We start from the raw sequence: 22,248 nt of genomic DNA on the forward strand, positions 1-22,248 counted from the left end.
AGACCAAGGGAGATACAGGGTCTGGACGGCAACGGAGCAAGCTTGGCGGGATCGGCCAACTGCTTGGCGCAGGTCGGCAGCGACTGTCGCGTTGAAAAAGAGTGTTTGCGCCGAATCGCGATTCCCTGCAACCTGTGCGTTAATTCAACATATACGTCGCCTTTATTTTTTGCGTCCACGCTTCGACTTTCAAACCACTTTTCTTTCCGTTCCGGCCTCTCCTGACTGATCTCAATCTTAGCCGTGTGGGATTTGCCGCACGATGTGAGGTATTGTTTTGGGCGATAATGCAGTTGAAGCGTTTGGTCGCGGATTTGCCGGCTTTGCCCATAGCCGCGCGGGAGAACTGGTCGGCTCCAGTTTTTCGGACTCTGGATCCCTCGTCGCCTCGCTGTTCGATGGCACAACGGGCACGACAAAGGCCGCCTTTGCCGCGCTGAAGGCAGATATCGACGCGCTGTCGCCGCTGGTCGATGCGCTGGTCACTGCGCTCAAGGCCGACATCGACAAGGGCAAGGCGGCCGTCGAAGAAATGGCCGCCGAAATCGCGACATCCCCGTTTCAGGCTGATGAGCTGGCGCGGGTTCTGACCGCCTTGGGCAAGCTTCTGGTGGCATACGACTCTGCAATCGGAAAATGCGCCGAAAAGCTGGCCGAACAGACCCCGGCCGGGCCGGGGCGCGACGCAAAGGTCCAGCAGATCAAGGACGAAATCAATGGCATGAATGCGCCGATCAAGAAGCTGTTTTCCAATATCGGAAATGGCGTGATCGACGGCTTCAACGAGGTGGTCAGCACGGTTCTGGGGATCGACGACGCGGCCAGCCAGCTGGAAGACCTGCTGGAGTGGGATTACAAGGAAAAGCGGCTGAGCGTCACCTTCCTGCAGGTCGGGGCGAAATCTCTGCCGCCGCTGAACTTCGACGGCGGCCATCTGGAAGCGTTCTTTCAATACAAGACCGATATCCGCGCCGGGATCGAGCTGACCACCAACCTCAAGGCGGGCCTGCGCAGCGACAAGCTCCTCGAAAAGATCATGCCGGGGCAGGCCCCCACCGCCGACAGCGATGGCGTGGCGATCACCATTGATACAACCGACGGCATCACCTTTGGCAGCGGGCCGAACAAGCGGCTGGTCCTGCCGGTGCGGTTTGCCTTTCCTGGGCTGGAGCTGCGCGAATTCGCGGTGGAACAGCCGGCCGCCGACAATGCAGATGCCAACAACCGCATCAACGTCGTCTTCACGCTGGCCGGCAAGCTGGGGGATGTCTTTGCCGTCGTGGTCGAGGGTGGCGGTATCTCGATCCGCTGGGTCGATGGCGGCAGCCCGATTGTGAGCCCCAAAATCCCGTCGGGTGCGGGGATGCGGATCAAGACGCCGGTCATTACCGGTGGTGGCTATCTACGCTATGATGAGGTCAAGAAAGAATACGGTGGCGTCTTTCAGCTCGAAGTGGCCAAGCTGGGGATCACGGCGATCGGCCTGATCGGGACAGAGCCGTTCAGCCTCGTGATCGTCATCGGCGTGCGCTTTGCGCCGAAGATCGAGCTGGGCTACGGGTTCACCCTGAATGGCCTTGGCGGCATCCTGGCAATCGAGCGCGGACTCGACAGCATTGCCCTTGCCAATGGGCTGAAGACGGATGTCGTCGGCCAGTTGCTGTTTCCCGCCGACCCGGTCGCGGCGGCACCGCAGATTTTGAACCAGCTGGGAGCGATCTTTCCGCCCATGGCGGGGGGCTTTGTCATCGGTCCGATTGCGGAACTCGGCTGGGGGTCGCAGGCCGGATTTCTGAAGGCGCGGCTGGGGATCGTGCTGTCGCTGCCCGACCCCAAGATCACGCTTCTGGGCGCCATCCAGATCGGTGTGCCCTCGGCCGATGTCGCGCCCAACCTGCGCCTGGTGGACCTGAACGCGAACCTGATGGGCCAGGTCTCGCCGGATTACTTCTTCATCAAGGTTTCGCTGGCGAAATCCAAGGTGTTCAAGCTCGAACTGACCGGAGATATTGCCATCTATGTGCAATGGGCCGGCGAGGGTGCCTTTGCGCTGTCGGTCGGCGGGTTCTTTCCCGGCTATGAATATCCCAAGCAACTGGGCACGATGGACCGGGTCGGGATCAAGTTCGCACCGCCGGTCGACTGGCTTTCCCTGTCCGCGGTGTGCTATTTTGCGGTCACGTCGAATTCGGTGCAGTTCGGCGGCAAGGTGGATCTGCGGGCCAAGGTCGGCCCTGCCTCTGCCGAAGCCTGGCTGCAACTCGATGCACTCTTCCAGTGGGCACCATATTTCTATTTCGAGATTCGGCTGGATGTCGGGATCAAGGTCAAGGCGTTTGGCGTGACCCTGGCGGGTGTGCAATTCACCGGCAAGATCAGTGGCGATCAGCCTTGGCATCTCGAGGGCAATGCAGTCTGCGAAATTGCCTGGTGGGATGTCGAGGTGCCGATCGGTCCAATGGAATGGGGCGAACCCCGTCCAGCCATTGCCGAGGAAATCGACAGTGCCAGCAGCGCCGCACAGGCCCTGAGCACGCCGGAGGCCTGGACCCCGCAACTCCCGCCTGGCGCCCAGCACATCGTGCGGCTGGCCACCGAAGAAGAGGCGCTGGCTCTGTATCATCCCCTGGGCGCGCTTTTGGTGCGCCAGTTGCAGGTGCCCCTCGAAACCGACATCGACCGGATCGGTTCGCGCCCGGTCAAGGCGCGCCGGATCAACCTGCAGAACCCGCAGTTGGGGGGTGCCGTTCCGGCGGCGGTCTGGCATGTGACCGACCGCTTTTCGCCGGGCCATTTCCTGCAACTGACCGACGCGCAGGTTCTGGCCCGGCCGGAGTTTGAGGTTCTGCCCTCTGGCATCGGGCTGGCCGCAGCGCGGGGGGCACTGGTGAGCGATGCCACCCATGCCGCCTATCGCTGGAACACGGTCTTTCCCGGACGCGCGACAGGATCGCTGCTGCAAGCCTGGATCGGGGGCAAGAACGTGTCGAAGTATCTGGGCCAGAACGCGGCGTCAAAGCTCAAGGCGCTGTCGTCAAACCCTTACATCATCGAAAAGCCGGTCCCGACGCCCGACATCCTGCAGGATCGGGGCCTCGTGCAGGTGGTCAGCGCCGAAACGCTGCAACCGGTCGACGGGGTGTTCGTGACACCAAGTGCGGCAGATTGGACAACAAAGGCCGGATCTGGCCTGACCACCTTGGCTCCGGGGATGATGCGATGATCAAGAGTCTCAGCCAGACCGCCAGCTTTCTTCCGAACCTCAGCCAGCTGCTGGCCCCGGGTTTCACCCCCGAGGACATCTCGCTTGGCGACTATGCGCTGTTGCCCTTTGTCCGGACCGGGCTGGCTGCGGGAATCACCACGGCCCCGGCGGCGGGGGCGCTGCGGGCCAGCGTGCAGGCGGGGTTCGAGGTGGCCGCCTCTGACGGCAGCGGCACCCCGCAGCCGGTCAGCCAGCTCTTGACCCTGTATGGGCCGGGCGATGTGACCGGGATAGACCCCAGCCAGATCATCCGGCGCGAGCCGGTCAAGGATGCCGATCAGGCCGAAGAGACCTTTCTTGCCCATATCGAATTCGACCGGCCGGATTTTCCATGGCTGTTCACGCCCTTTCCGGCGGATGGCCATAAGCTCAAACCATGGCTTGCGCTGATTCTGGTGGAAAAGGCCTCGGCGGTGCTGGAACCCTCGTCGGATGAACGCCCGATGCGGCTGACCACACAGCTGGGGCAATTGCAGGACCTGTCCGAAAACCATCTTTTTGCCCACGCGCAATGCGTGGGGGCCAGCGTGACCAACACCGGCATTGCCATGGGCCTGCCGATGGAAAACCCGCAGAGCCTAGCCGCGCGTCTGAGCGACGAACACGGCCCGGCCAACCTGTCGCGCCTGATCTGCCCGCGCAACCCGGCACCCAACACCACCTATATTGCGGCGCTTGTGCCTGCCTTTGATTGCGGGGTCCGGGCCGGGCTTGGCTTGGGCGGCGGCACGCTGAACGACGCATGGTCACGGGCGGCGAACAACAGCGATGCGCAGACCCAGATCGTGTTGCCGGTCTATGACATGTGGGAATTTACCACGGCCCCGGCAGGCGACTTCAAGTCGCTGTCCGAAAAGCTGAAGGGCATCGCCGCCCCCTGGGCCATCGGGCGGCGCATGATCGACATGAGCACCCCCGGCAGCGGCATTCCCGCATTGCCCGCCGGGGCACCCGGCGCGCTGCAGATCCTGGAATGTGCGCTCTATTCGCCATCCGCAAAGCCTGCAGGCGCCCCGGTCGATGGCGTCTGGCCCACGCCACAGCGGTCAGCCCTGCGCGACCGGGTGAACGAGGGCAATGAGACGACCCCTGATCTTCCGCGCGTCGGGCCGCGCATGTATGCGCGCCATCAGGCAGCAAAAGTCAGCATCGGAAACCCCGCCGCGCCCTTCGATGCAGCCGAGATGGATGCGGGCTGGTTTTCCCAGCTCAACACCAGTCCCGATCACCGGATCGTGGCGGGCCTTGGCACCCGCGTGGTCCAGCGCGATCAGGAACCCCTGATGCAGGCGGCCTGGGCGCAGGTGGACGGGGTGCGCAAGGCCAATCAGGCGCTGATCTGGGCGCAGTTTGCCGAGGTGATGAACACCTCGCTCTATGATCGCCACATCGCCACGCTGGATCTGGGAGGGCTGAGCCAAGTGACCCGCAACATTCACAGCCGGATCAAGCTTGCCGCACAGCCCGCGACCTTTGCCACCACCCTGGCGCGCAGCCAGACCGCAGAGGCGGTGACGACGGTGGTCTACCGCCGTGCCTTGCGCATGTCCTCGCCCGTGATGAAGCGCGAGGCTTTGGCGGCACCGGGCCTGCAACGGGCGGTCACCCTGGGCGATGACCGCACGGTGGTCAAAATCCCCGATGGCATCACCGGGTTGTCACCGCAGGGCATGGCCTATTTTACCGATGCGCAGATTGCATCGGTGCTGGGCGTGGCGTCAGTGGTTGCGCGGGCCGAGTTGACCAAACGGATGGCGTCATTGACCAGATCGGGCACGACCTTTGCCCATCTGATGACCAACGACTCCGCCTGGAAGGTCAAGGACACGCTGCGCGCGGGCGATGCGCTCGGGGGTGTTCTGCTCAAGGCTGTGACCGGCGGCATGACCGCTGGCGGGGCGACCGGCAAAAGCGTGGATGTGGGGCCGCGCGCGGCTATCCTGGCGGGGCTGGCGGCCTTTGACGGCCCGCTTGCAACAACCGCAAAGAAGACTCTGGACACCGTCGCCACGCTGGCCCCCAAGCAGACGCTGCGGCAGGCCGCGATCCAGACAACCGCTACAGGACCGATGATCCGCCGCGAGATCGGCAGGAATGTCGGGTCGGTGATCCGCGGAACATCGGGTCCGCTGCGGCGCGGCGGCCCGGTGATCTTCGACACCCCGCCGCGTGACCCGCAGCCCACAGTCGATACCACCCAGATCCCACCGCAAAAGCGCTTTGCACAACCGATGTCGGAGTCCATTTCCGCCATCATTGCCAAGCTCAACACGCTCCCCGCCGCGCGCAGCGTCGAAGGGTTGCGCAAGATCGTGACCGGGGCGATGGGCGCGCCTGCGGTCACCGCCGAACTGCCAAGGCTGACCGTCACCAAGCCGCAAATCCTCAACCGGCTTTCCCCTGCCATTCTGGCGCTCGATGCGGCGCGGGGGCGCGTGCGGGTCTTGCCCGAAGCGGTGCCGCAGGACTGGTTCCGTCGCACCGTGCTGCGCCCGATCATGGCAGCGCCGGTGTTCAAGCGGCCGATGTATCAGGCGCTGGAGGCGTATGATCGTGACTGGCTGGTGCCGGGTCTGGGCAGCATACCGAACCGCAATTTCGTGACCTTGCTCAAGGTGAACACCGCGTTTTGCGAAAGCTTCCTGATCGGCGCGTCAGACGAATTTGGCCGCGAGCTGTTGTGGCGTGACTATCCGACCGACCAGCGTGGCACCTATTTCAAACGGTTCTGGGACGCGGATCAGGACGAGCTGACCGGGCCGATCCACCGGTTTCGTGCCGATCAGCCGCTGGGACGCCACTTCGCGCTTGGCGGCACCGCGGTCGGCGGGCCAGAACGGCTGGTGCTGGTGGTGCGCGGCGATCTGGTGCGGCGCTATCCCGATCTGGTGGCGGCGGCGGTGCAGGACACCAACCCCTTGGACAACAAGGTGGAATTTGCGGCCAACAGCGATGCGCCGATCCTGTTCATCGCGCATCTGGCACCGGATTACAAACTGGTCGGCTTCGACCTGACAGAGGCGCAGGTGGCCAGTGGCAACTGGTGGTTCCTTCTGGCCGAGAATCCGACCGCACCGCGCTTCGGGCTGTCGGTGCAGGACGGAAACCAGGGGGCAAGCCTGACGCATGACAATGTTGACTGGGATGATTTCTATGCGGGGGCCGCACGGCCCCTGGGCGGGCAGTTCCTGATCCCGGGGGCACGCAGCGTCAGCGTGACCGACACCAGCCCCGAAGGCAGCAAACCCAAGACCGTACAGTGGCCGGGGCACGCAGGCATCGTGGCGCGCACCCTGCTGCGCAACCCCGTGCGCGCCGCGTTCGAAGCCAAGGCCCTGATCAATTCCATCCAGGGTGTTTCCTGACCCGTTCCGGCGATCTTTTTTGCGAACAGAGGTTTTTTCATGCCAGATCCGATCCAGACGCTGCAAACCGACATCGCCAAGGCACAGCGCGCGGTAGATGCATCGCAGGCCAAGCTGGCCCGGCTGCATGAGGATCGCCGCCTTGCCGGACTATCCCTGCTGGATGCCCAACGCCGTGGCGATGAAACAGCGGCCAAAAAGGCAGAGCGGCTGGTGACCGCAGCGACCGAGGCGATCGGAAAGCAACGCCTGTTGCGCGACCGGTCGGGGCTGGCGTTCACCGATCTTCTGAAAAACCCCCTGTTGCGCCAGATTGATGCGCCGGCCGACGTGCCTTTGCTGCTGTTGCCGGTGCGGATCGAAACCCGGTTCGCGAACAACGGCAAGACATTGAAAGTGCGCATCTATCCCGATGACATCCACATCGACGGGCTGGAGCGCGGCCTGACCGACCCCGAAGCGGCGGCGGGAACGGCCTATTGGACGGATCTGTGGGCCAAGGCCAACGCAGATGTCGACGCGGCCTTTGCCACCTTGTCGGAAAGCGTGGGCGCCGCGCGGGCGCCTTGGGTGTCGCTGGCGTTGCGGCCGCTGAACTGGGATAGCCGCGCGACAGCGGCAAGCCCTGATTTCCCACCCGTCACAGCGCCCCTGCGGCAGGCGGCGCTGGCGCGGCTGTTGCCCGACTACTTTCACATCACTGCAGTTCAGGGCAGCAAGACGACGACGGTCGTGACCGGCAAGGTATCTGCCGAGGTGAAGATCGGGCTGATCTCGCAGGATGATGCAGCGCTGGTCGAGGTGAATGGCCTGAAGGTTCTGGCCGGCACCGAATGGCTGCATGAATACGACACCGCCAAGGCCATGGGTCTGGCCGCAGAGCTGACCTTGCCGCAGGCGGGCAAGGTCGACAGGCTCTATGTCTACGGGCTGACGGCAAGCCGCGATCCGGTGCAGTCGGCCACAGCACTCGCCGATCTGTTGCAGGCCCATGCCTGCACCAAGGGCTTTGCCTTTGCACCCCAAGGCACGCCGACCAACAACACCGAGACCGACCCGGCAGGCTGGCAGCGCCGGATCAAACCCCGCGCCCTGCCGCTTGTGTCAGATGCCCTTCCCGCCGACTGCAACGCCGCTGTCCTGGCCGAAGCGCTGGGTTTTGAGGCGCGCGACTGGATGGGGTCGGCGGACCATGGACAGGACCGCGAAGCAGGCGCGGCCCATGCGATGATGGGGGCCATGTGGCCCGCCACATGGGGCTATTTTCTGGAAACGCTCGACGAAGGGCAGGACGCGCTGTCTCCGGTCATCGTCGAGCAGATCCGCAGGTTTCACCGGGCCCATGTGCGGGGGCGCGGCCCTTTGCCCGCGATCCGCATCGGCAACCAGCCCTATGGCATCCTGCCGGCGATGCCGCATGCCCGCTTTGCCCCTGCCAAGGGCGACAGGTTCGAGGCGGTGATCAGTGCCTTTCTGAACGACATCCGCCGCAACTGGGTCAACGGACACGAAAACCTGTCGCATGTCGGCAATCCGGGCAGTGACGGCCCCATTCCCGAATACATGCGCGCGGCGGCGGTGTCCTACGGGGTGCGGGCGCGCAAGGTGTTGTCGGGCAATATGCTCAACATGATCGGGGCCACCACGGCCAACGCACCGCCGCCCGCCGCCAACGAGGCGCTTCTGACCCAGTTGTTGATCGAGACGGACAAGAACCTGCGTTTTGCCCATTCGGTCGGGTCGCTGGATGACACCGCCAACCCCGTGATGCTGCCCTATGCCGACCCTGCGCGCGACACGGCCTTTCTGCGCGCGCTGCTCGACACCGGCAAAGGCGGCCCGGTGTCGAGCCTGTTTCAGGCGCTGGCCTCTGAATCCTGGAAGCGCAGCACCGAGGCGGCCACGGTGCCGGACGGCACTGCCGGGATCATCCGCGACTCTGCCGCCCTGTCCCCCACGATCAGCGAAAAGCTGGTGGGCGTGCTGGCCAATGCCGACCGCTTTGCTTCGCGCGATTATGATGACCTTATCGCCAGTCTGCCCGGCGCAGGCGACCCGGCTGCGCGACCCGCAAAGCAAACCCTGTTTGTCACAGAAACCTCGACCGCGCAGATGATGCAGTCTGTCACGCTGGCCACATCGGTGCCCGAGCGGGATTTCATGACCGTGCTGGTTGTCGACTCTCTTCTGCGCGGGCAGTCGCGCAAGGCCGACCTACGCGCGGCCTTTGAGGCGCTGATCGAGTTGCCCGAAGGTGCGCTCGACCGCGATTTCACCCTGCTGACCGCCGAGGCCATCGACACCGCCTCGCACCGGCTGGATGCCTGGTTGACCGGGCTGGCCAGCCGCCGTCTGGCCAGCTTGCGCAAGGCCCGGCCGGACGGCCTGACCCTGGGCGCCTACGGCTGGGTCGAGAACCTGGTCCCGCAGCAGCGCAAGAAGCCCGAAGGCGGCTATGTCGCGGCACCCAGCCTGGCGCAAGCGACCACGGCGGGAATGCTGCGCAGCGCCTATATGAACCACAATCCGGTCGGTGGCGGCGACAGCGCCTTTGCGATTGATCTGTCCAGCCGCCGGGTGCGCGATGCCCTGTATCTGCTTGAGGGCGTGCGTCAGGGTCAGCCCATGACCGCCTTGCTGGGCTATGCCTTCGAGCGTCAGCTGCACGAGGCCGGGTGCGACCGCTTTATCCTGTCTTTCCGGGGCATTGCGCCTTTGGTACAGGGCGCGCTGACAGATGCGGATGACAACACGCCGCAAGAGGCGGTTCAGGCCATCGCGGCGGCGAATGTGACAGATGCGCTGGCGCTGATAAAGCTTTGGAAGACAAAGGGCAGCGGGGCAATCTTTGACCAGCTGGCCGCACGACCCGACGGCAATCCCTATTTTGATGCGGGGGTTACCTGGGATCCGCCCTCGACCAAGGAACGGGCAGCAATTGCGGCGGCGGTTGACAAGATCATCGCCGATGTCGATGCCACCGCCGACCTGATGCTGGCCGAGGCCGTGCACCAGATGGCGCAGGGAAACCCCAAGCGCGCCTCTGCAGCGATGGATGCCGCAGGCCGGGGCGAGGGGCCACCGCCCGAGCCGGATGTGATCTCGACCCGCACCGCCCCGGCGATTGTCACCCATCGGCTGATCAGCCTGTTGCCGGACAAGGGCGGCTGGTCCACCACGGCACCGCGCGCGCAGGCACAACCGCTGCTGGAGCATTGGGCCGGAACGCGGATGGGACCACCCGGCAACATCATTCTGGCCGATGCCGCCCAGGGCGCGCGTGTCACCCTCGCCGAAGCAGAGATTTCGGCGCTGGACTTCATCGCCCTTTCGGCCAATCAGCCCGCGCTGGAGCGGCTGTTGCAGGCGCGCATTCCGGCGCTGGCCGGAAATGTCGTGCTGCTGACGCCCGGCGCGGGCGGCTTGCAGCCTGACCAGCTGTGCCTTGCCGAAGCGATCCTGGTGGCGCAATCCTTGCTGGCTGTGCTGTCGGTTGCCAAGCCGGCGGATGAGATGACCTTTGCCTTGCCCGGCACCCCGGGCTGGCGCGCCGCAGACGGCGCGGTGACAGACGGCACGCAACGCCTGCAAGCGGCAACCGGCATGCTGGCGCTGCGTCTGCAGGACCTGTCCGATCTGCTGCTGCAGGAGGCGGTTGACCGCAACACGCTCGACACCGCCCTGATGGCCCTCGCAGAGTTCGGGCTGGTGCTGCCGCCAACGGGCTCTGCCTCCGAAACCGACATGGCGTTTCTGATGCTGGGCGAAGGGCAGGCACGGCTTTCGCGGGCCGAGGCGGCACTCGCCGCGGGGCCGGGGGCGGCCTATCAGCTGGACGAAATCGCCAAGACCCTGTTCGGGCGAGAGTTCCTGTTCCCGCTGCCGGTGGTGTTTGACCCCTCCATCCCCGGCGCGATGCAGGGGCGGCGGGCCTTTGCCCCGCCGCCCGAGGGGGCGTTGATGCAGTTTCTGGCGGACTGGGGCAGCGTGCGCCCCGCTGTTGCCAGCCATGGCAAAGCGCTTTTGTTGACCGGGATCGCCGGGAATGCCGCCGTGCCTGGCCTTGATCAGCTGTGCGGGCTGGGACAGATCCTGGCAGATCACTGGTTGGGCGGGCCCCTGCCCGCCGACACACCCAGCCCGACAGCGCCGGTGGCCACTCTCATCCTCGACGGGGCGACCGGGATTGATCTGGACGCGCCGCAGATCGGGCTGGCGATTGACGAATGGACCGAAACTCTGCCCTACCGCGAACGCTTTGGCGATGCGGCGACGGCACCTGTCGACAGCCGCACGACGGCGGGTGTGGCCCTGCACGCCGATGCCCCCAACGCCCAGCCGCCGCAGGTGCTGCTGCTGGCCGTGGCCCCCGACATGACAAAACGGTGGACGGCAGAGACGCTGATCGCGCTGTTCGACGACACCCTGTCCCTGGCGCGGACCCGGATGATCTCGCTCGAAACGCTGCCGCTGGTCGGGCACATCCTGCCCGCGATCTACACCCAGAGCATGTCGCTGCAGGGTCGGGAAGCGCCAGACTGGTCGATCATCGTGCGCGATCTGCACGCCGTGGCCCTGACCCCGAACCTGAAGAATTTTGCAATGGTGAAGGACAAGTAGATGTGCGCGACAGTGACCCATCCCACCTTTGACCTGATGGTTGAGCGAGGGTTCGCCTTCAATGATATCATCGACATCCTCGTAAAACCCGTCGCCTGGACCCGACTGGAACCGCAAACCCGCAGCGGCAACCCGGATGCATGGCTGGCCACAAAGATCCATGATGCGGCCTGGATGCTGGGGCGGCAATGGCAGGCGGGCGAGTTCCTGGGCGAAGATTGTGGCACGCCTTTATCGGTCGAGGTGACCGTGCGCCACCATGCCCTCGCCGGGTTCCGTCCGGGGCGGCTGGATCAGGCGCTGAAGCGGACCACCCTGTCGCCGGGCGCTGTGATCGAACCGGAAGTCGAGCGCGAGCCTTGGGCGATGCCCGGCCTTGCCGACCGCGCGACGGCAGGGCTTGCTCTTGCGTCGGCGCTCGCAGCCAGCGGCGCAAATGCGGCCTTGCCGGGGTTTTCCGACGCCGACCTGACGGCGGCCGAAAAGGCGGGGGCCGATCCCGGCTGGCTCTTGGCTGCACGCCGCAGCCCGGATGGTGAAGCCTGCGCCCTTGCGCTGGAAGCCGGGCCGCCGGGCTGGCTGTCCGGCGCCCCGGCAGAAGCGAACGACGCGGCCAAGAGGTGGCTGGAGTGGTATCGGCGCAATGTCTCTGACAACGTGTCGCTGACGACCAGCTGGCAGAACCCGCGCTTTGAATACAGCTTTGCGCTGGATACCGGCACGGGTGCCAAGGCGCGCGTGCTGCAAGCGCCCTTGCATGACGGCGGGCTGATCGACTGGCACACCTTCGAGCTGGAGCCTGCAAACCCGGCCGCCGCGACGGCGGGCGAGGTGCAGACCGCGCGTGTTCATGCAGGACGTTTGCGCTATGCCGGGATGCCCGCCGACAGGTTGTGGGAGTTCGAGGATGGCTTTGTGAACTTCGGCACCATGGATGTGCAGGCCAATGATCTGATCCGCCAGTGTTTCCTGGAATTTGCCACGCTGTGTGGCAACGATTGGCTTGTCGCGCCCATTGATCTGCCGCGCGGTGTGCTGGCAGCAGTCACGGGGGTGAGCTATCGCACCACCTTTGGCGAAACCGTCACCGTGCAGGCGGCCTCTGACATCGGGCGGCGCGGCCGGTTTTCGATGTTCACCACCAACCAGACCGGCGCGGCGGTGGTGACAGAACCGATGTTCCTGATCCCGCCCGGCGGGCGCAGCGCGCAGGAAGGCCCGTCGCGCGAAGACGTGGTCTTTGCCCGCGACGAGATGGCGAACATGGCCTGGGCCATAGAGGTGATGGTCGAGGGCCCCGACGGCCTCGCCCGTGACCGGCGTCGTGAGGCGACCGTCATGACGCCCGTGCCGCAGCCCATGCCCGGCGCGGATCTGGTCTATCGTCTGGAAACCGATGTGCCACCGTGGTGGGTGCCGATGGTGCCGGTGCCAAAGCCCGGGCTGACCGGAGGTTTCAGCCTGCGCAAGGGCAGCTTTTCAGACAGTGACGGGGCAAGGGGCCGCCTTCTGCAGCCGACGCCGTTTGATGTGTTCGACGAAGAAGTGCCGCGCGAAGGGGTGCGTGTGCGCCGGGTGCCTTCGGTGATGCGCGACGAATTTGGCGTGCTGCAACGCTGGATCGCCCGCAGGGTTGGCCCCGCCGGGGGCGAAGCCGCCAGCAACCTTGCCTATGACAACACGTTCAGTGCAAGCTGACGGGGTCGCGAGACATCAACCCGATACTCTCACCGCAACCATCATGTTCTGGCTATGACAGAGAACGAGTCCCGTCCCTAATGTGAGACAGTGTGACTTCATGCCCCCAGGTTCTGCAAAACACACGCGGACCACTCACTGCAATCTGCGTCTTGGGTCATGCCTATTCCACTGTTTCGGCGGCCTGTCGGATCACATCGGCCACGTCGCCAGGGTTTGTCATTGGCAACATGTGACCATTTTCGATTTCCACAACTGTCGAACCGGCCCGTTCTGACATCTGGCGCTGCAGGTCGGGTGTGATCGTCCGGTCGAGGGTCGCGATGACCGACCAACTCGGCTTGTCGGCCCACGCCGCCGACTTTATTTCGTATTCGAGGATCGACACGTTGGATGCCGCCTGCGACCTTGCCACGAAGACCGCGTCCTGATCGGACAGACCGTTGCCGACGACAGAGAGAAAGCCGTCTTCCTGTATCAGGTAATGGCCATCTTCAAAGACCGTGAGCATGTCGGGTGAGAACTCGCCCGGATTGGAAGCCAACAGGCCCCCGCCGCTTTCTCCGACATCAGGTTGGAACGCCGCGACGTAAACGAGGCCCTTGACATCGGGGTCCACACCGACCTCGCTGATCACCACTCCGCCATAGGAATGCGCGACCAACAGCATCGGGCCGTCCTGAACGTCGACAATCCGTTGGACCGCCGCAATGTCATCTTCCGTGGACGTGAGCGGCATCTGAACGATCGTCACTCTGTAGTCTTCTGCGGTCAGGCGGTCGTAGACCTCGCGCCAGGTGCTGCCATCGACGTTTGCCCCATGGACAAGAACGATATTGTTCACATCGGCGAACGCAGCACCTGTCTGCGCGGTCAGAACGCCGACCGTCAGGGCACCGGACATCAGGATGGTCTGCAGAGGGGTCATGTTTGGGATCTCCGTCTTAGAGTGCTGCAAGGGGGACGGTCGCGTCGACCTGCCGGGCCAGTATTCAACTCTCCTGCATCGGGAGCCTATCGGCACCGGTGCTTTCCGTCTGCAAAACGCGATCAAGGAAGTCCCGGATCAGCGCTGCGATTTCGCCGGCGTGGGTTTCCAGCGCAAAGTGTCCGGCATCCAGAAGATGCACCTCTGATTCTGGAAGGTCGCGCGTGTAAGCTTTGGCGCCTGCGGGGATGAACGCCGGATCGTGGCGGCCCCATGTCGCCAGAAGCGGCGGACGATGCGCGCGGAAATACGCCTGAAAGTCAGGATAGAGCGCCACATTGGTGCGGTAGTCCCGGATCAGATCGAGCTGGATCTCCTCCGCGCCGGGCCGGGCCATATAGGCAATGTCGAGTTCGTATCCATCGGGCGACAGCAGCTCAGGATCGGCGCCGGTGCCGTATTGCCAGGTCCTGATTGTGTCGGCTGACAGCGACGGGCGGCACGCTTCGCGGTTCGCCTCGCTGGCATCGTGCCAATAGGTCTGCCATGGCCCCCATTGGTCACTGAAACCATCGACGTAAGCGTTGCCGTTCTGGCTGATGATCGCGGAAACGCGTCCGGGTTCACGCATTGCAAGGCGCAGACCAACCGGTGCGCCATAATCGAAGATGTAGATCGCATACCGGTTCAGCGCCAGCGACCTCGTGAACCCTTCGATCACGTCGGCGAGCTGGTCAAAGGTGTAGTCGAACGTCCCGCGTGGCGGAGCCTTGGTCTGGCCGAAGCCGGGCAGGTCGGGCGCAATGAGCCGATAGCGATCGGCCAGAAGCGGAATCAGGTCGCGAAACATATGGCTGGCCGTCGGGAAACCATGCAACAGCAGGATGACAGGCGCATCGGCCGGTCCGGCCTCGCGATAGAACACGTCGACCGCGCCGACGGGTTGGAATTTGTATCGTGCTTGTCTGATGTTGGTCTGCATCGCAGGGCTACTCTAACTGGTTGAGTATCGGGAGGGACGGCCTTGAGCTATGTCGCGTACACCCCCCCGACGGAGGATCAGCGGTGTGGAGTATGTGTAGCGCTTTGGTCAGAGGATTGCGGCGCAGAGGCTGCCACGTTGGTGCAGTTCTTGCGCATTACGGTTTTCAGACGGTCTTGCAGGGTGACCGACGGGCGCGAGGGGTGACCCCTCGGTGCAAATCCGAAAGCCAGCAAGATTGGCACCAATGCGGCAGCCTTTGCGCCGCAAGGCCGGGGACGCTTGCTACGCTGTAGCCATAACCCTGTGCATCGTGGCCCCGGTCCCCCTGCGCAGTTCGGCAACCGCTGGTAACCCGACTGAAGGAGCATCACTCATGGCCATCATCACCACATCTGACGGCACAAACCTGTTCTACAAGGACTGGGGTCCGAAAGACGCCCAGCCCGTCATGTTCCATCACGGCTGGCCGCTCAGCGCTGATGATTGGGACAACCAGATGCTGTTCTTTCTGGCCGAGGGGTTTCGCGTCATCGCGCATGACCGGCGTGGTCACGGCAGGTCTGATCAGACCGACACCGGCAACGATATGGACACTTATGCAGCGGATGTTGCCGAGATCGTCAAGGTGCTGGACCTGCAGGACGCAATCCACATCGGCCATTCAACGGGGGGTGGCGAGGTGGCGCGCTATGTCGCCCGGGCCGGGCGCGGCCGCGTGGCCAAAGCCATCCTGATCGGGGCGATTCCGCCCGTCATGGTTCAATCCGGCACGAATCCGGACGGGGTGCCGCCAGAGGTTTTCGACGGGTTCCGAACCGCGTTGGCGGCGAACCGGGCCCAGTTCTTTCTCGACGTGCCAAGCGGCCCCTTTTATGGTTTCAACCGGGAAGGCGCGAAGGTCAGCCAAGGCCTGATCAACAACTGGTGGCGCCAGGGCATGACCGGCGGCGCAAAAGCGCATTACGATTGCATCGCGGCTTTTTCCGAAACCGATCTTACCGAGGACCTCAAGGCGATCACTGTGCCTGTCCTGTTTTTGCACGGTGAGGATGATCAGGTGGTCCCGATTGCGAACTCGGCGTACAAGGCGATCAAGCTGGTGCGGGACGGCACATTGAAGACCTATCCGGGTCTGTCGCATGGCCTGTTCGCCACGCATCCGGAAGTCGTGAACCCGGATTTGCTGGCCTTCATTCGCGGCTGATGCCGATATGCGCTTGTCAAACAGAGAACAGCGGTTGTCAGGCTTGCGACCGCCGGGAACGTGATACCGTGCAGGTTCAGGGCCAGAGCGCCTGAATTCTGGCCTGCGGCCTGTAGCTGCTTCGCAGGACCATTGCCGGTTTCACGCCCGCTCTGGCGGGCCGTACGAAAGTTGGAAGAAACAGGATAGACGAGATGCCTATTTTCAAGGTTGCGATTGCCGGCTTCGGGGGCGTGGGGCGCGCGACGGCCGATCTTTTGCTGGCCCGCCGGAATCGCTATCTGCAGGTCTATGGGGCTGATGTCCGGCTGGTCGCGGTCTGTGGATCGCGCGCCGGGCTGACCGATCCGACCGGCCTCGAACCCCAGGGGCTGAACAGGCTTGAGCCAGGTCTGTCAGGCCCGGATTTCATTGAGGCGAGTGGTGCCGACATTCTTATCGAGGCAGGGCCAAGCGACTTCCGAACCGGTGGGCCGGGCCTTGCCTATATCCGGTCATCGCTCTTGGCCGGGCGCCATGCCATCGTCATCTCAAAGGGGGCGCTTGTGCACAGCGGGCCTGAACTGCGCGCCTTGGCGACGGCCTCCGGTGCAATGCTGAAGCTCAGCGGCGCCGCCGCGGCCGCCCTGCCGACGATAGACCTCATCGAACAGAGCCTGAAGGGCTGTGAGGTGTTGCAGATAGAGGGTATCCTGAATGCCACCACCAATTTCCTGCTCGACGCGATGATGAACCAGGGCCTCGGTTTCGATGAAGCGCTCGGCCGCGCGCAGGCGAGCGGGTTCGCCGAGGCCGACCCGCGCAACGACACCGAAGGCTGGGATACCGCAAGCAAGCTGCTGATCCTTGCCAATTTCGGCCTCGATGAGGAACTGACGATGGATGATCTTGTCGTTGAGGGTATCCAGTCGGTCGGAGCGGGGCGCATCGACGCATGGCGGGCGCAAGGCCTCGTTCCCAAGCTCGTCGGAAGCCTGTCGCGCATGAACGGCAAGACATCGGCAAAGGTCGGTGTGCGCACCTATCCCCTGACCGACCCGCTTGCGCATGTTTCGGGAAAGAACAAGGCAATCCGCATCACCACGGATGCGATGGGCGAGACAATCGCGATCGGATCGGGGACAGAGCCTCTGGCTACGGCGGCGGCCGCGCTGAAGGATCTCGAACATATCCTGACATCAACAGTGGCGCGGGCCGGTACGCGCCCGGAGGTATCGCGATGACCAGACGCACCGTTCAGGCCATTCGCCATGTCGCCTTTGAAAATCTCGGCAGCTTTGAGGCCCCTCTGAGGGACGCCGGTTATGATACTGAATACATCGACGTGGCGGAACAGGGGCTTGAGGCAATTGACCCGCTGGGTGCTGACCTGCTTGTCGTGCTGGGCGGGCCAATCGGCGTCTACGATGACGCCGATTATCCGTTCGTCGCCACTGAAATCGCGATACTCAAGGCACGGCTGGCAGCCGACCTTCCGACCCTTGGCATATGCCTTGGCGCGCAGCTGATCGCCGCAGCCCTTGGTGCGCGCGTCTATCCGGGGCCGTCGAAGGAAATCGGCTGGTCCCCGCTTCAGCTTGCAGACACTGAGGCAATCAATCCTCTTGGCGCTTTGCGCGATGTTCAGGTGTTGCACTGGCATGGCGACACCTTCGACCTGCCTGATGGCTGCCGCCTTCTCGCTTCAACACCTGTATGTCGTCACCAGGCATTTTCACACGGGCCCAATATGCTGGGGCTGCAGTTTCACCCCGAAGTTCTTGTCGAGCACTTCGAGCACTGGCTCATCGGACACGCAAATGAACTGGCAACTGCCGGCATCAGCCCCGAGAAGCTTCGCCGCGATGCAAAACAACATGGAAGCACTCTCGAGAAAGCCGGTGCTGCCCTGTTGACGCAATGGCTGTCGCGCCTTGTCCCATAATGCCTTCGGGCGGGACAGATCAAAGCAAGCAACCTCCGTTCAGGCCGCACAGAACGATGCCTGCGGCGATACATTTGTCTGGCGATCCGGAGCAACCCCGAAGCCCCGGCCGAAGGACTTTTCGGGTCCGGTTCACTGGATGGTGGAAGCGATAGCGTTCGACCCTTGGGGGAGGAAATCTGGATGGAGCGTAAGAGGATCGGTATCGGCAAAGGAGCGCGAAAACCGAGCGGGGCAGCGGTTTTCCGGCCGGAACTGACCACTGCGCTGTTCAGGGCATTTTTCGAGGAATGGGCAGAGACCGGATATGCAGCCGTAAGTCTTGAGCGCGTGGCGGCAAGGGCGGGCGCAGGCAAGGCGGCGATATACCGGCGGTGGCACTCGAAACTGGAATTCGCGTGTGAGGCTATACAGGTCGTTGGCCTCAGCCTGGCTGATTTTGGCGATCACGGTTCCTTGCGGGAAGAACTTGCTGTTTTTCTTCGGAAAACGCGTGTCATTTTCCGCCATCCGCTGATCCGCAAGATCATCCCGGATGCGGTCGCTGAACGCGGCAGAACGCCCGAACTGTCAGCGATACTGGACAGCGTGGCTGCGGCGCGCCGACGATTTGGAAACGGAATGCTGGATCGCGCCATCGCCCGCAACGAGCTGCAACCCGGTCTCGACAGAGAGCTTGCGCTCGATCTTCTGGTGTCATCCCTCTACATGCGGATGATCGTGCGTCGGAAAAATATTACAGTGGCTGAACTCCAGCGACAGACCATTGCGATTGAGTCCGCGCTCAAGGCCTGCTGACGGCGCGTCTGTTCATCGCACGCCATGACGCGTGCCGCGTCCTCCCCCAGCCCAAACACCGCCGATCGTCATCGCGGGGAAACCACTTTAGCTCGCTTCGTTTTTCAGGTGTCGAGCGAGAAATGCCTCAATTTTCCGGTAGAGTTCGAAATTGCTGTTTTCGTTGATGAACCAGTGCCCTTCCTTCTCATTGACCAGAAACTCGACGTCGTGGCCTCGTTTCTGAAGTGACTCCACGACTGCCTGAGCCTGTTCAAGTTTGACCCTCACGTCCTGAGCACCATGGATCACCAGCAGCGGGCATTCGATCCGATCCAGACGGCTGACAGGCGAGCGTGCCAGCATGGTGGCATTGTCGGCCCCCACGGTGGGATCGCCTGTATAAGCGATCCAGTTGTTCAGAAGCGCCTCGCGCAGGAAAGACGGTTGGTCCGCCACAAGTGTGCGAAGGTCGGACATCCCTGCATAGTCGATTGCGGCAGCAAACCTGTCGGGGGTGAAGCTGGCGCCGACAAGCGCGGCATAGCCGCCGTAAGAGCTTCCATAAACCGCCACGCGATCCGGATCGGTGTAGCTTCCGGCGATTGCCCAGTCCAGCGCGTCGATGAGGTCATCATGCATCCGACCGGCGAATTCGCCTTTTGCAGCCTGCGTGAATGCTTTGCCGTAGCCTGTCGAGCCACGCATGTTGACCTGCAGAACCGCGTAGCCGCGGCTGGCAAAAAACTGCACCTCCGGGTCATAGGACGCGCTGTCCCGGTACCATGGCCCGCCATGAACAAGCAGAACGGTCGGGAGAAGATGCGGGGCCCGATCGACCGGAAGCGTCAGATGGCATGGAAGCGCAAGCCCGTCCCGTGATGTGACCATAACAGGACGCACGGGGGAGAGTTTGCGCGTATCGAGATTTGGCCTGCGCCGACCGATAATTTGAGACTCTCCGGTCATGTGGTCATAGAACCAGGTCACGCCGGGGTCTTGATCGGTTGTGAACTCGGCAACCCAGCGCCGACCGTCCGCATCGCATGAAACATGTCCCAGATCGCCGCCGGAAATCGCGTTCAGTTTCGTCAGCACGGCAGCAAACTGGGTGTCGAGGGGTTGGATAACCTGCCGTTCGCCGAGGAATCGGGCTCCCAGCAGGTCCCCCGTGACCGGGTTGAGGATCAGAGATGGCGCAAAGCGCTGGTCGGCTTCCGGACGCGGAGTGTCCAGGCTGAAGACCGGGTGACTGGCAACTTCGCTTTCCTCCCCAGTCGTCAGATCGACCCTGACCAGACGCGTCCTGTCGGAACCGCGGTTCGAGCCAAGCCAGAGACCGGTACCGTCCGGCGTGGGGACGATTGGAGTCGGGGCAAATGGATAGTCTTCGCCCGCGAAACTGGCGAGCGGCACGAAATCGTCGTCCTCGAACCGAGCCAGCACATACTCCCCGCCTGGATCAATGATGAACGCATGGGGCAAGCCGTTGGACATCGGAATCCAGTAGACGAACCGCCCTGGGTCCTTGCCGATCATCCTTGAATCGCCTGTCGTCACGTCGAGAACATGGAGATCGATAAGTGTGGGATCTCGCATATTCATCTGGACAAAGATCTTGTTGGGATCGGCAGTCGAGAACGAGAACCCCATGACTCTTGTTCCCGGAAAAGGTGTCAGGTCGACGGGCCGCGCGCTGACATCCGCCACCGCTTTGCGGAACAGGTGCCAGTTCTCATCTCCATCTTTATCCTGCAGGTAAAAGATGGCGTCCCCGTCCGGCGACCAGACGTAGCTTTCGATGTTGCGATGCGCGTCGGCGGTGAGTCTGCGGTCGCCGTCAAGCTTCCAGCCCATTTTCTGGTCAATGACGTGCAGGAAGACGTTCAATCGGCCCTGCCATCGCGCAAGATAGGCGATCCGGCGTCCGTCAGGCGAAATCTGTGCCCCGGAGAACGCCGGCGCAGCGAACAGGGTTTCTATCGGGATCGGATCGGGCTCGGACATGTCAAATACCTTGCACTGTGGTGGTCGCGCACGCGCACGCACGCTTCGCGATGCTGCGTTCTTGCCGCCTCTGGTCAGCCCCTGCGCATCAGGATCATCTTTTCCTGTGTCATGTCGCGCATGGTGTAGGGGATCCCGCCGGTGCCGTAGCCGGATTGCTTGCGACCGGCAAAGGGCATCCAGTCGGTGCGGAAGGCGGTGGGGTCGTTGATCATCACCGCCGAGGCGTCGAGCCGATTGGCCGCGCGCAGCGCGACGTCGATATCCTGCGCGAAGATGCTGGCCTGAAAGGCGACCGGCAATGAATTGGCCTGCGCGATGGCCGCGTCGAGATGGTCGTAGCGCGTGACTGCAACCACGGGCCCGAACACCTCCTGCGTCAAAATCTTCGCGTCGGGGGCGGGATCGAGAAGAACCGCCGGTTGCAAGGTCGTTTCCGAAAGCCGTTCGCCTCCGGTCGCGAGCATCGCGCCGCCCGAAACCGCCTCCTTGATCCAATCCGCGACCCGGTCGGCTTCGCGCGGCAGGATCAGCGGCCCGACTTCGGTATCCGTCAGGGTCGGATCAGCCGTGCGCAGTTGGTCGACGCGGGTGACAAGCCTTTGCGTGAAAGCTTCGGCGATGTCCCGGTGGACGTAGATGCGTTGTGTCGAGACGCAGACCTGCCCTGCATGGTAGTAGCCGCCCTTGACGATGGGTTCGATGATCTTGTCAAGGTCGGCGCTACGGTCGACGATGGCCGGTGCCGCGCCGCCATGTTCCAGTGCCGAGCGGGTGCCAGGGGCAAGCCTTGCGTGCAGCGACCACCCAACTCTGGCCGACCCGATGAAACTCAGGAACGCAACGCGACTGTCGGTCGCCAGCTTCTCGGCAAGCGCGTTACCCTCCGGGATGAAGCTCTGGCACCAAGGCTCGGGCAGGCCCGCCTCTTGAACCATCGCCAGTAAATCGAGGCAAGACAGCGGTGTCGTGGCCGCCGGTTTGACGATAACCGGGCAGCCCACCGCGATGGCCGGTGCGACCTGATGAACGATCAGGTTGAGCGGATGATTGAACGCCGAAATTGCCGCCACGATGCCGATGGGTTCTCTGGTGGTGAAAGCCCAGCGATCCTCCGACGCTGCCGACAGACCCATCGAAATCTCACGGCCACCGAAATTGCGCAGCTCTTCGGCGGCGTTGCAGACGCCATCAATGGCACGGTTGGTTTCAACGATGGCGTCAGGCAGAGGCTTGCCGCCCTCACGCGCGATCTGCAGGGCAAGGTGATCGCGCCTGCCTTCCATCAGACCGGCCAGCCTGCGCAAAATCGTGATACGTTGATGCGGCTTCAGCCAGCCGTCGCGATCCTTGAAGGCGCGTTCCGCGGCCTGCAGCTTGCGCTCCAGCGCGGCGGCATCGTCGGTCTCGATCTCTGCCATGGGCGCGCGATCAAAGGCTTGAACGACGGTCAGCATCCTCGGGTCTCCTTGCTG

General features: G+C 63.5%; 12 protein-coding genes. 8 read left to right on the forward strand and 4 right to left on the reverse strand.

Annotation, left to right across the window (positions count from 1 at the left end):
* Positions 1 to 277: 277 nt before the first annotated feature.
* The 4 genes from J2X53_RS16095 to J2X53_RS16110 are packed head-to-tail and all read left to right on the forward strand — an operon-like array spanning position 278 to position 12,948.
* Positions 278 to 3,223: a DUF6603 domain-containing protein gene (locus tag J2X53_RS16095; protein WP_349038510.1), complete on the forward strand. Its 2,946-nt coding sequence runs from the start codon at positions 278 to 280 to the stop codon at positions 3,221 to 3,223.
* Positions 3,220 to 6,630 (forward strand): hypothetical protein, encoded by a 3,411-nt coding sequence (locus J2X53_RS16100; RefSeq protein ID WP_349038511.1) that lies wholly within the window; start codon positions 3,220 to 3,222, stop codon positions 6,628 to 6,630. Before J2X53_RS16095 ends, J2X53_RS16100 begins: the two co-directional genes overlap by 4 nt.
* 39 nt (positions 6,631 to 6,669) lie before the next feature.
* Positions 6,670 to 11,250 (forward strand): hypothetical protein, encoded by a 4,581-nt coding sequence (locus tag J2X53_RS16105; protein WP_349038512.1) that lies wholly within the window; start codon positions 6,670 to 6,672, stop codon positions 11,248 to 11,250.
* Positions 11,251 to 12,948: a hypothetical protein gene (locus tag J2X53_RS16110; protein ID WP_349038513.1), complete on the forward strand. Its 1,698-nt coding sequence runs from the start codon at positions 11,251 to 11,253 to the stop codon at positions 12,946 to 12,948.
* A gap of 163 nt (positions 12,949 to 13,111) precedes the next feature.
* On the opposite strand, the gene J2X53_RS16115 is transcribed toward J2X53_RS16110, so the two are convergent.
* Both J2X53_RS16115 and J2X53_RS16120 read right to left on the reverse strand, forming a co-directional pair.
* Complete coding sequence (locus tag J2X53_RS16115; protein ID WP_349038514.1) at positions 13,112 to 13,876, reverse strand: alpha/beta hydrolase; 765 nt, start codon at positions 13,874 to 13,876, stop codon at positions 13,112 to 13,114.
* Positions 13,877 to 13,940: 64 nt separating this feature from the next.
* Positions 13,941 to 14,858 (reverse strand): alpha/beta hydrolase, encoded by a 918-nt coding sequence (locus J2X53_RS16120; RefSeq protein WP_349038515.1) that lies wholly within the window; start codon positions 14,856 to 14,858, stop codon positions 13,941 to 13,943.
* Between the two features lie 376 nt (positions 14,859 to 15,234).
* On the opposite strand from J2X53_RS16120, the gene J2X53_RS16125 reads away from it, so the two are divergent.
* From J2X53_RS16125 to J2X53_RS16140, 4 genes are all read left to right on the forward strand, one after another.
* Complete coding sequence (locus J2X53_RS16125) at positions 15,235 to 16,065, forward strand: alpha/beta hydrolase (RefSeq protein WP_349038516.1); 831 nt, start codon at positions 15,235 to 15,237, stop codon at positions 16,063 to 16,065.
* Positions 16,066 to 16,259: 194 nt separating this feature from the next.
* Positions 16,260 to 17,288 (forward strand): hypothetical protein, encoded by a 1,029-nt coding sequence (locus J2X53_RS16130; protein WP_349038517.1) that lies wholly within the window; start codon positions 16,260 to 16,262, stop codon positions 17,286 to 17,288.
* Complete coding sequence (locus J2X53_RS16135; protein ID WP_349038518.1) at positions 17,285 to 17,989, forward strand: glutamine amidotransferase; 705 nt, start codon at positions 17,285 to 17,287, stop codon at positions 17,987 to 17,989. Before J2X53_RS16130 ends, J2X53_RS16135 begins: the two co-directional genes overlap by 4 nt.
* 183 nt (positions 17,990 to 18,172) lie before the next feature.
* Positions 18,173 to 18,787: a TetR-like C-terminal domain-containing protein gene (locus J2X53_RS16140; RefSeq protein WP_349038519.1), complete on the forward strand. Its 615-nt coding sequence runs from the start codon at positions 18,173 to 18,175 to the stop codon at positions 18,785 to 18,787.
* Between the two features lie 87 nt (positions 18,788 to 18,874).
* Here J2X53_RS16140 and J2X53_RS16145 read toward each other — a convergent pair whose 3' ends face one another.
* Both J2X53_RS16145 and J2X53_RS16150 read right to left on the reverse strand, forming a co-directional pair.
* Positions 18,875 to 20,773, reverse strand: coding sequence for a S9 family peptidase (locus J2X53_RS16145; RefSeq protein ID WP_349038520.1), 1,899 nt, complete (start codon positions 20,771 to 20,773; stop codon positions 18,875 to 18,877).
* Between the two features lie 74 nt (positions 20,774 to 20,847).
* On the reverse strand, positions 20,848 to 22,230 hold the full coding sequence (locus J2X53_RS16150) for an aldehyde dehydrogenase family protein (RefSeq protein ID WP_349038521.1): 1,383 nt from the start codon (positions 22,228 to 22,230) through the stop codon (positions 20,848 to 20,850).
* Between the last annotated feature and the right edge of the window lie 18 nt (positions 22,231 to 22,248).

Origin of the sequence: Pseudotabrizicola sp. 4114, from assembly GCF_031457365.1 — a bacterium.
In the GTDB taxonomy this organism is placed as follows: domain Bacteria; phylum Pseudomonadota; class Alphaproteobacteria; order Rhodobacterales; family Rhodobacteraceae; genus Pseudotabrizicola.

Coding starts and splice junctions, on each gene's coding strand:
- J2X53_RS16100 (WP_349038511.1), top strand. CDS start 3,220: ATGATCAAGAGTCTCAGCCAGACCGCCAGCTTTCTTCCGAACCTCAGC.
- J2X53_RS16105 (WP_349038512.1), top strand. CDS start 6,670: ATGCCAGATCCGATCCAGACGCTGCAAACCGACATCGCCAAGGCACAG.
- J2X53_RS16110 (WP_349038513.1), top strand. CDS start 11,251: ATGTGCGCGACAGTGACCCATCCCACCTTTGACCTGATGGTTGAGCGA.
- J2X53_RS16115 (WP_349038514.1), bottom strand. CDS start 13,876: ATGACCCCTCTGCAGACCATCCTGATGTCCGGTGCCCTGACGGTCGGC.
- J2X53_RS16120 (WP_349038515.1), bottom strand. CDS start 14,858: ATGCAGACCAACATCAGACAAGCACGATACAAATTCCAACCCGTCGGC.
- J2X53_RS16125 (WP_349038516.1), top strand. CDS start 15,235: ATGGCCATCATCACCACATCTGACGGCACAAACCTGTTCTACAAGGAC.
- J2X53_RS16130 (WP_349038517.1), top strand. CDS start 16,260: ATGCCTATTTTCAAGGTTGCGATTGCCGGCTTCGGGGGCGTGGGGCGC.
- J2X53_RS16135 (WP_349038518.1), top strand. CDS start 17,285: ATGACCAGACGCACCGTTCAGGCCATTCGCCATGTCGCCTTTGAAAAT.
- J2X53_RS16140 (WP_349038519.1), top strand. CDS start 18,173: ATGGAGCGTAAGAGGATCGGTATCGGCAAAGGAGCGCGAAAACCGAGC.
- J2X53_RS16145 (WP_349038520.1), bottom strand. CDS start 20,773: ATGTCCGAGCCCGATCCGATCCCGATAGAAACCCTGTTCGCTGCGCCG.
- J2X53_RS16150 (WP_349038521.1), bottom strand. CDS start 22,230: ATGCTGACCGTCGTTCAAGCCTTTGATCGCGCGCCCATGGCAGAGATC.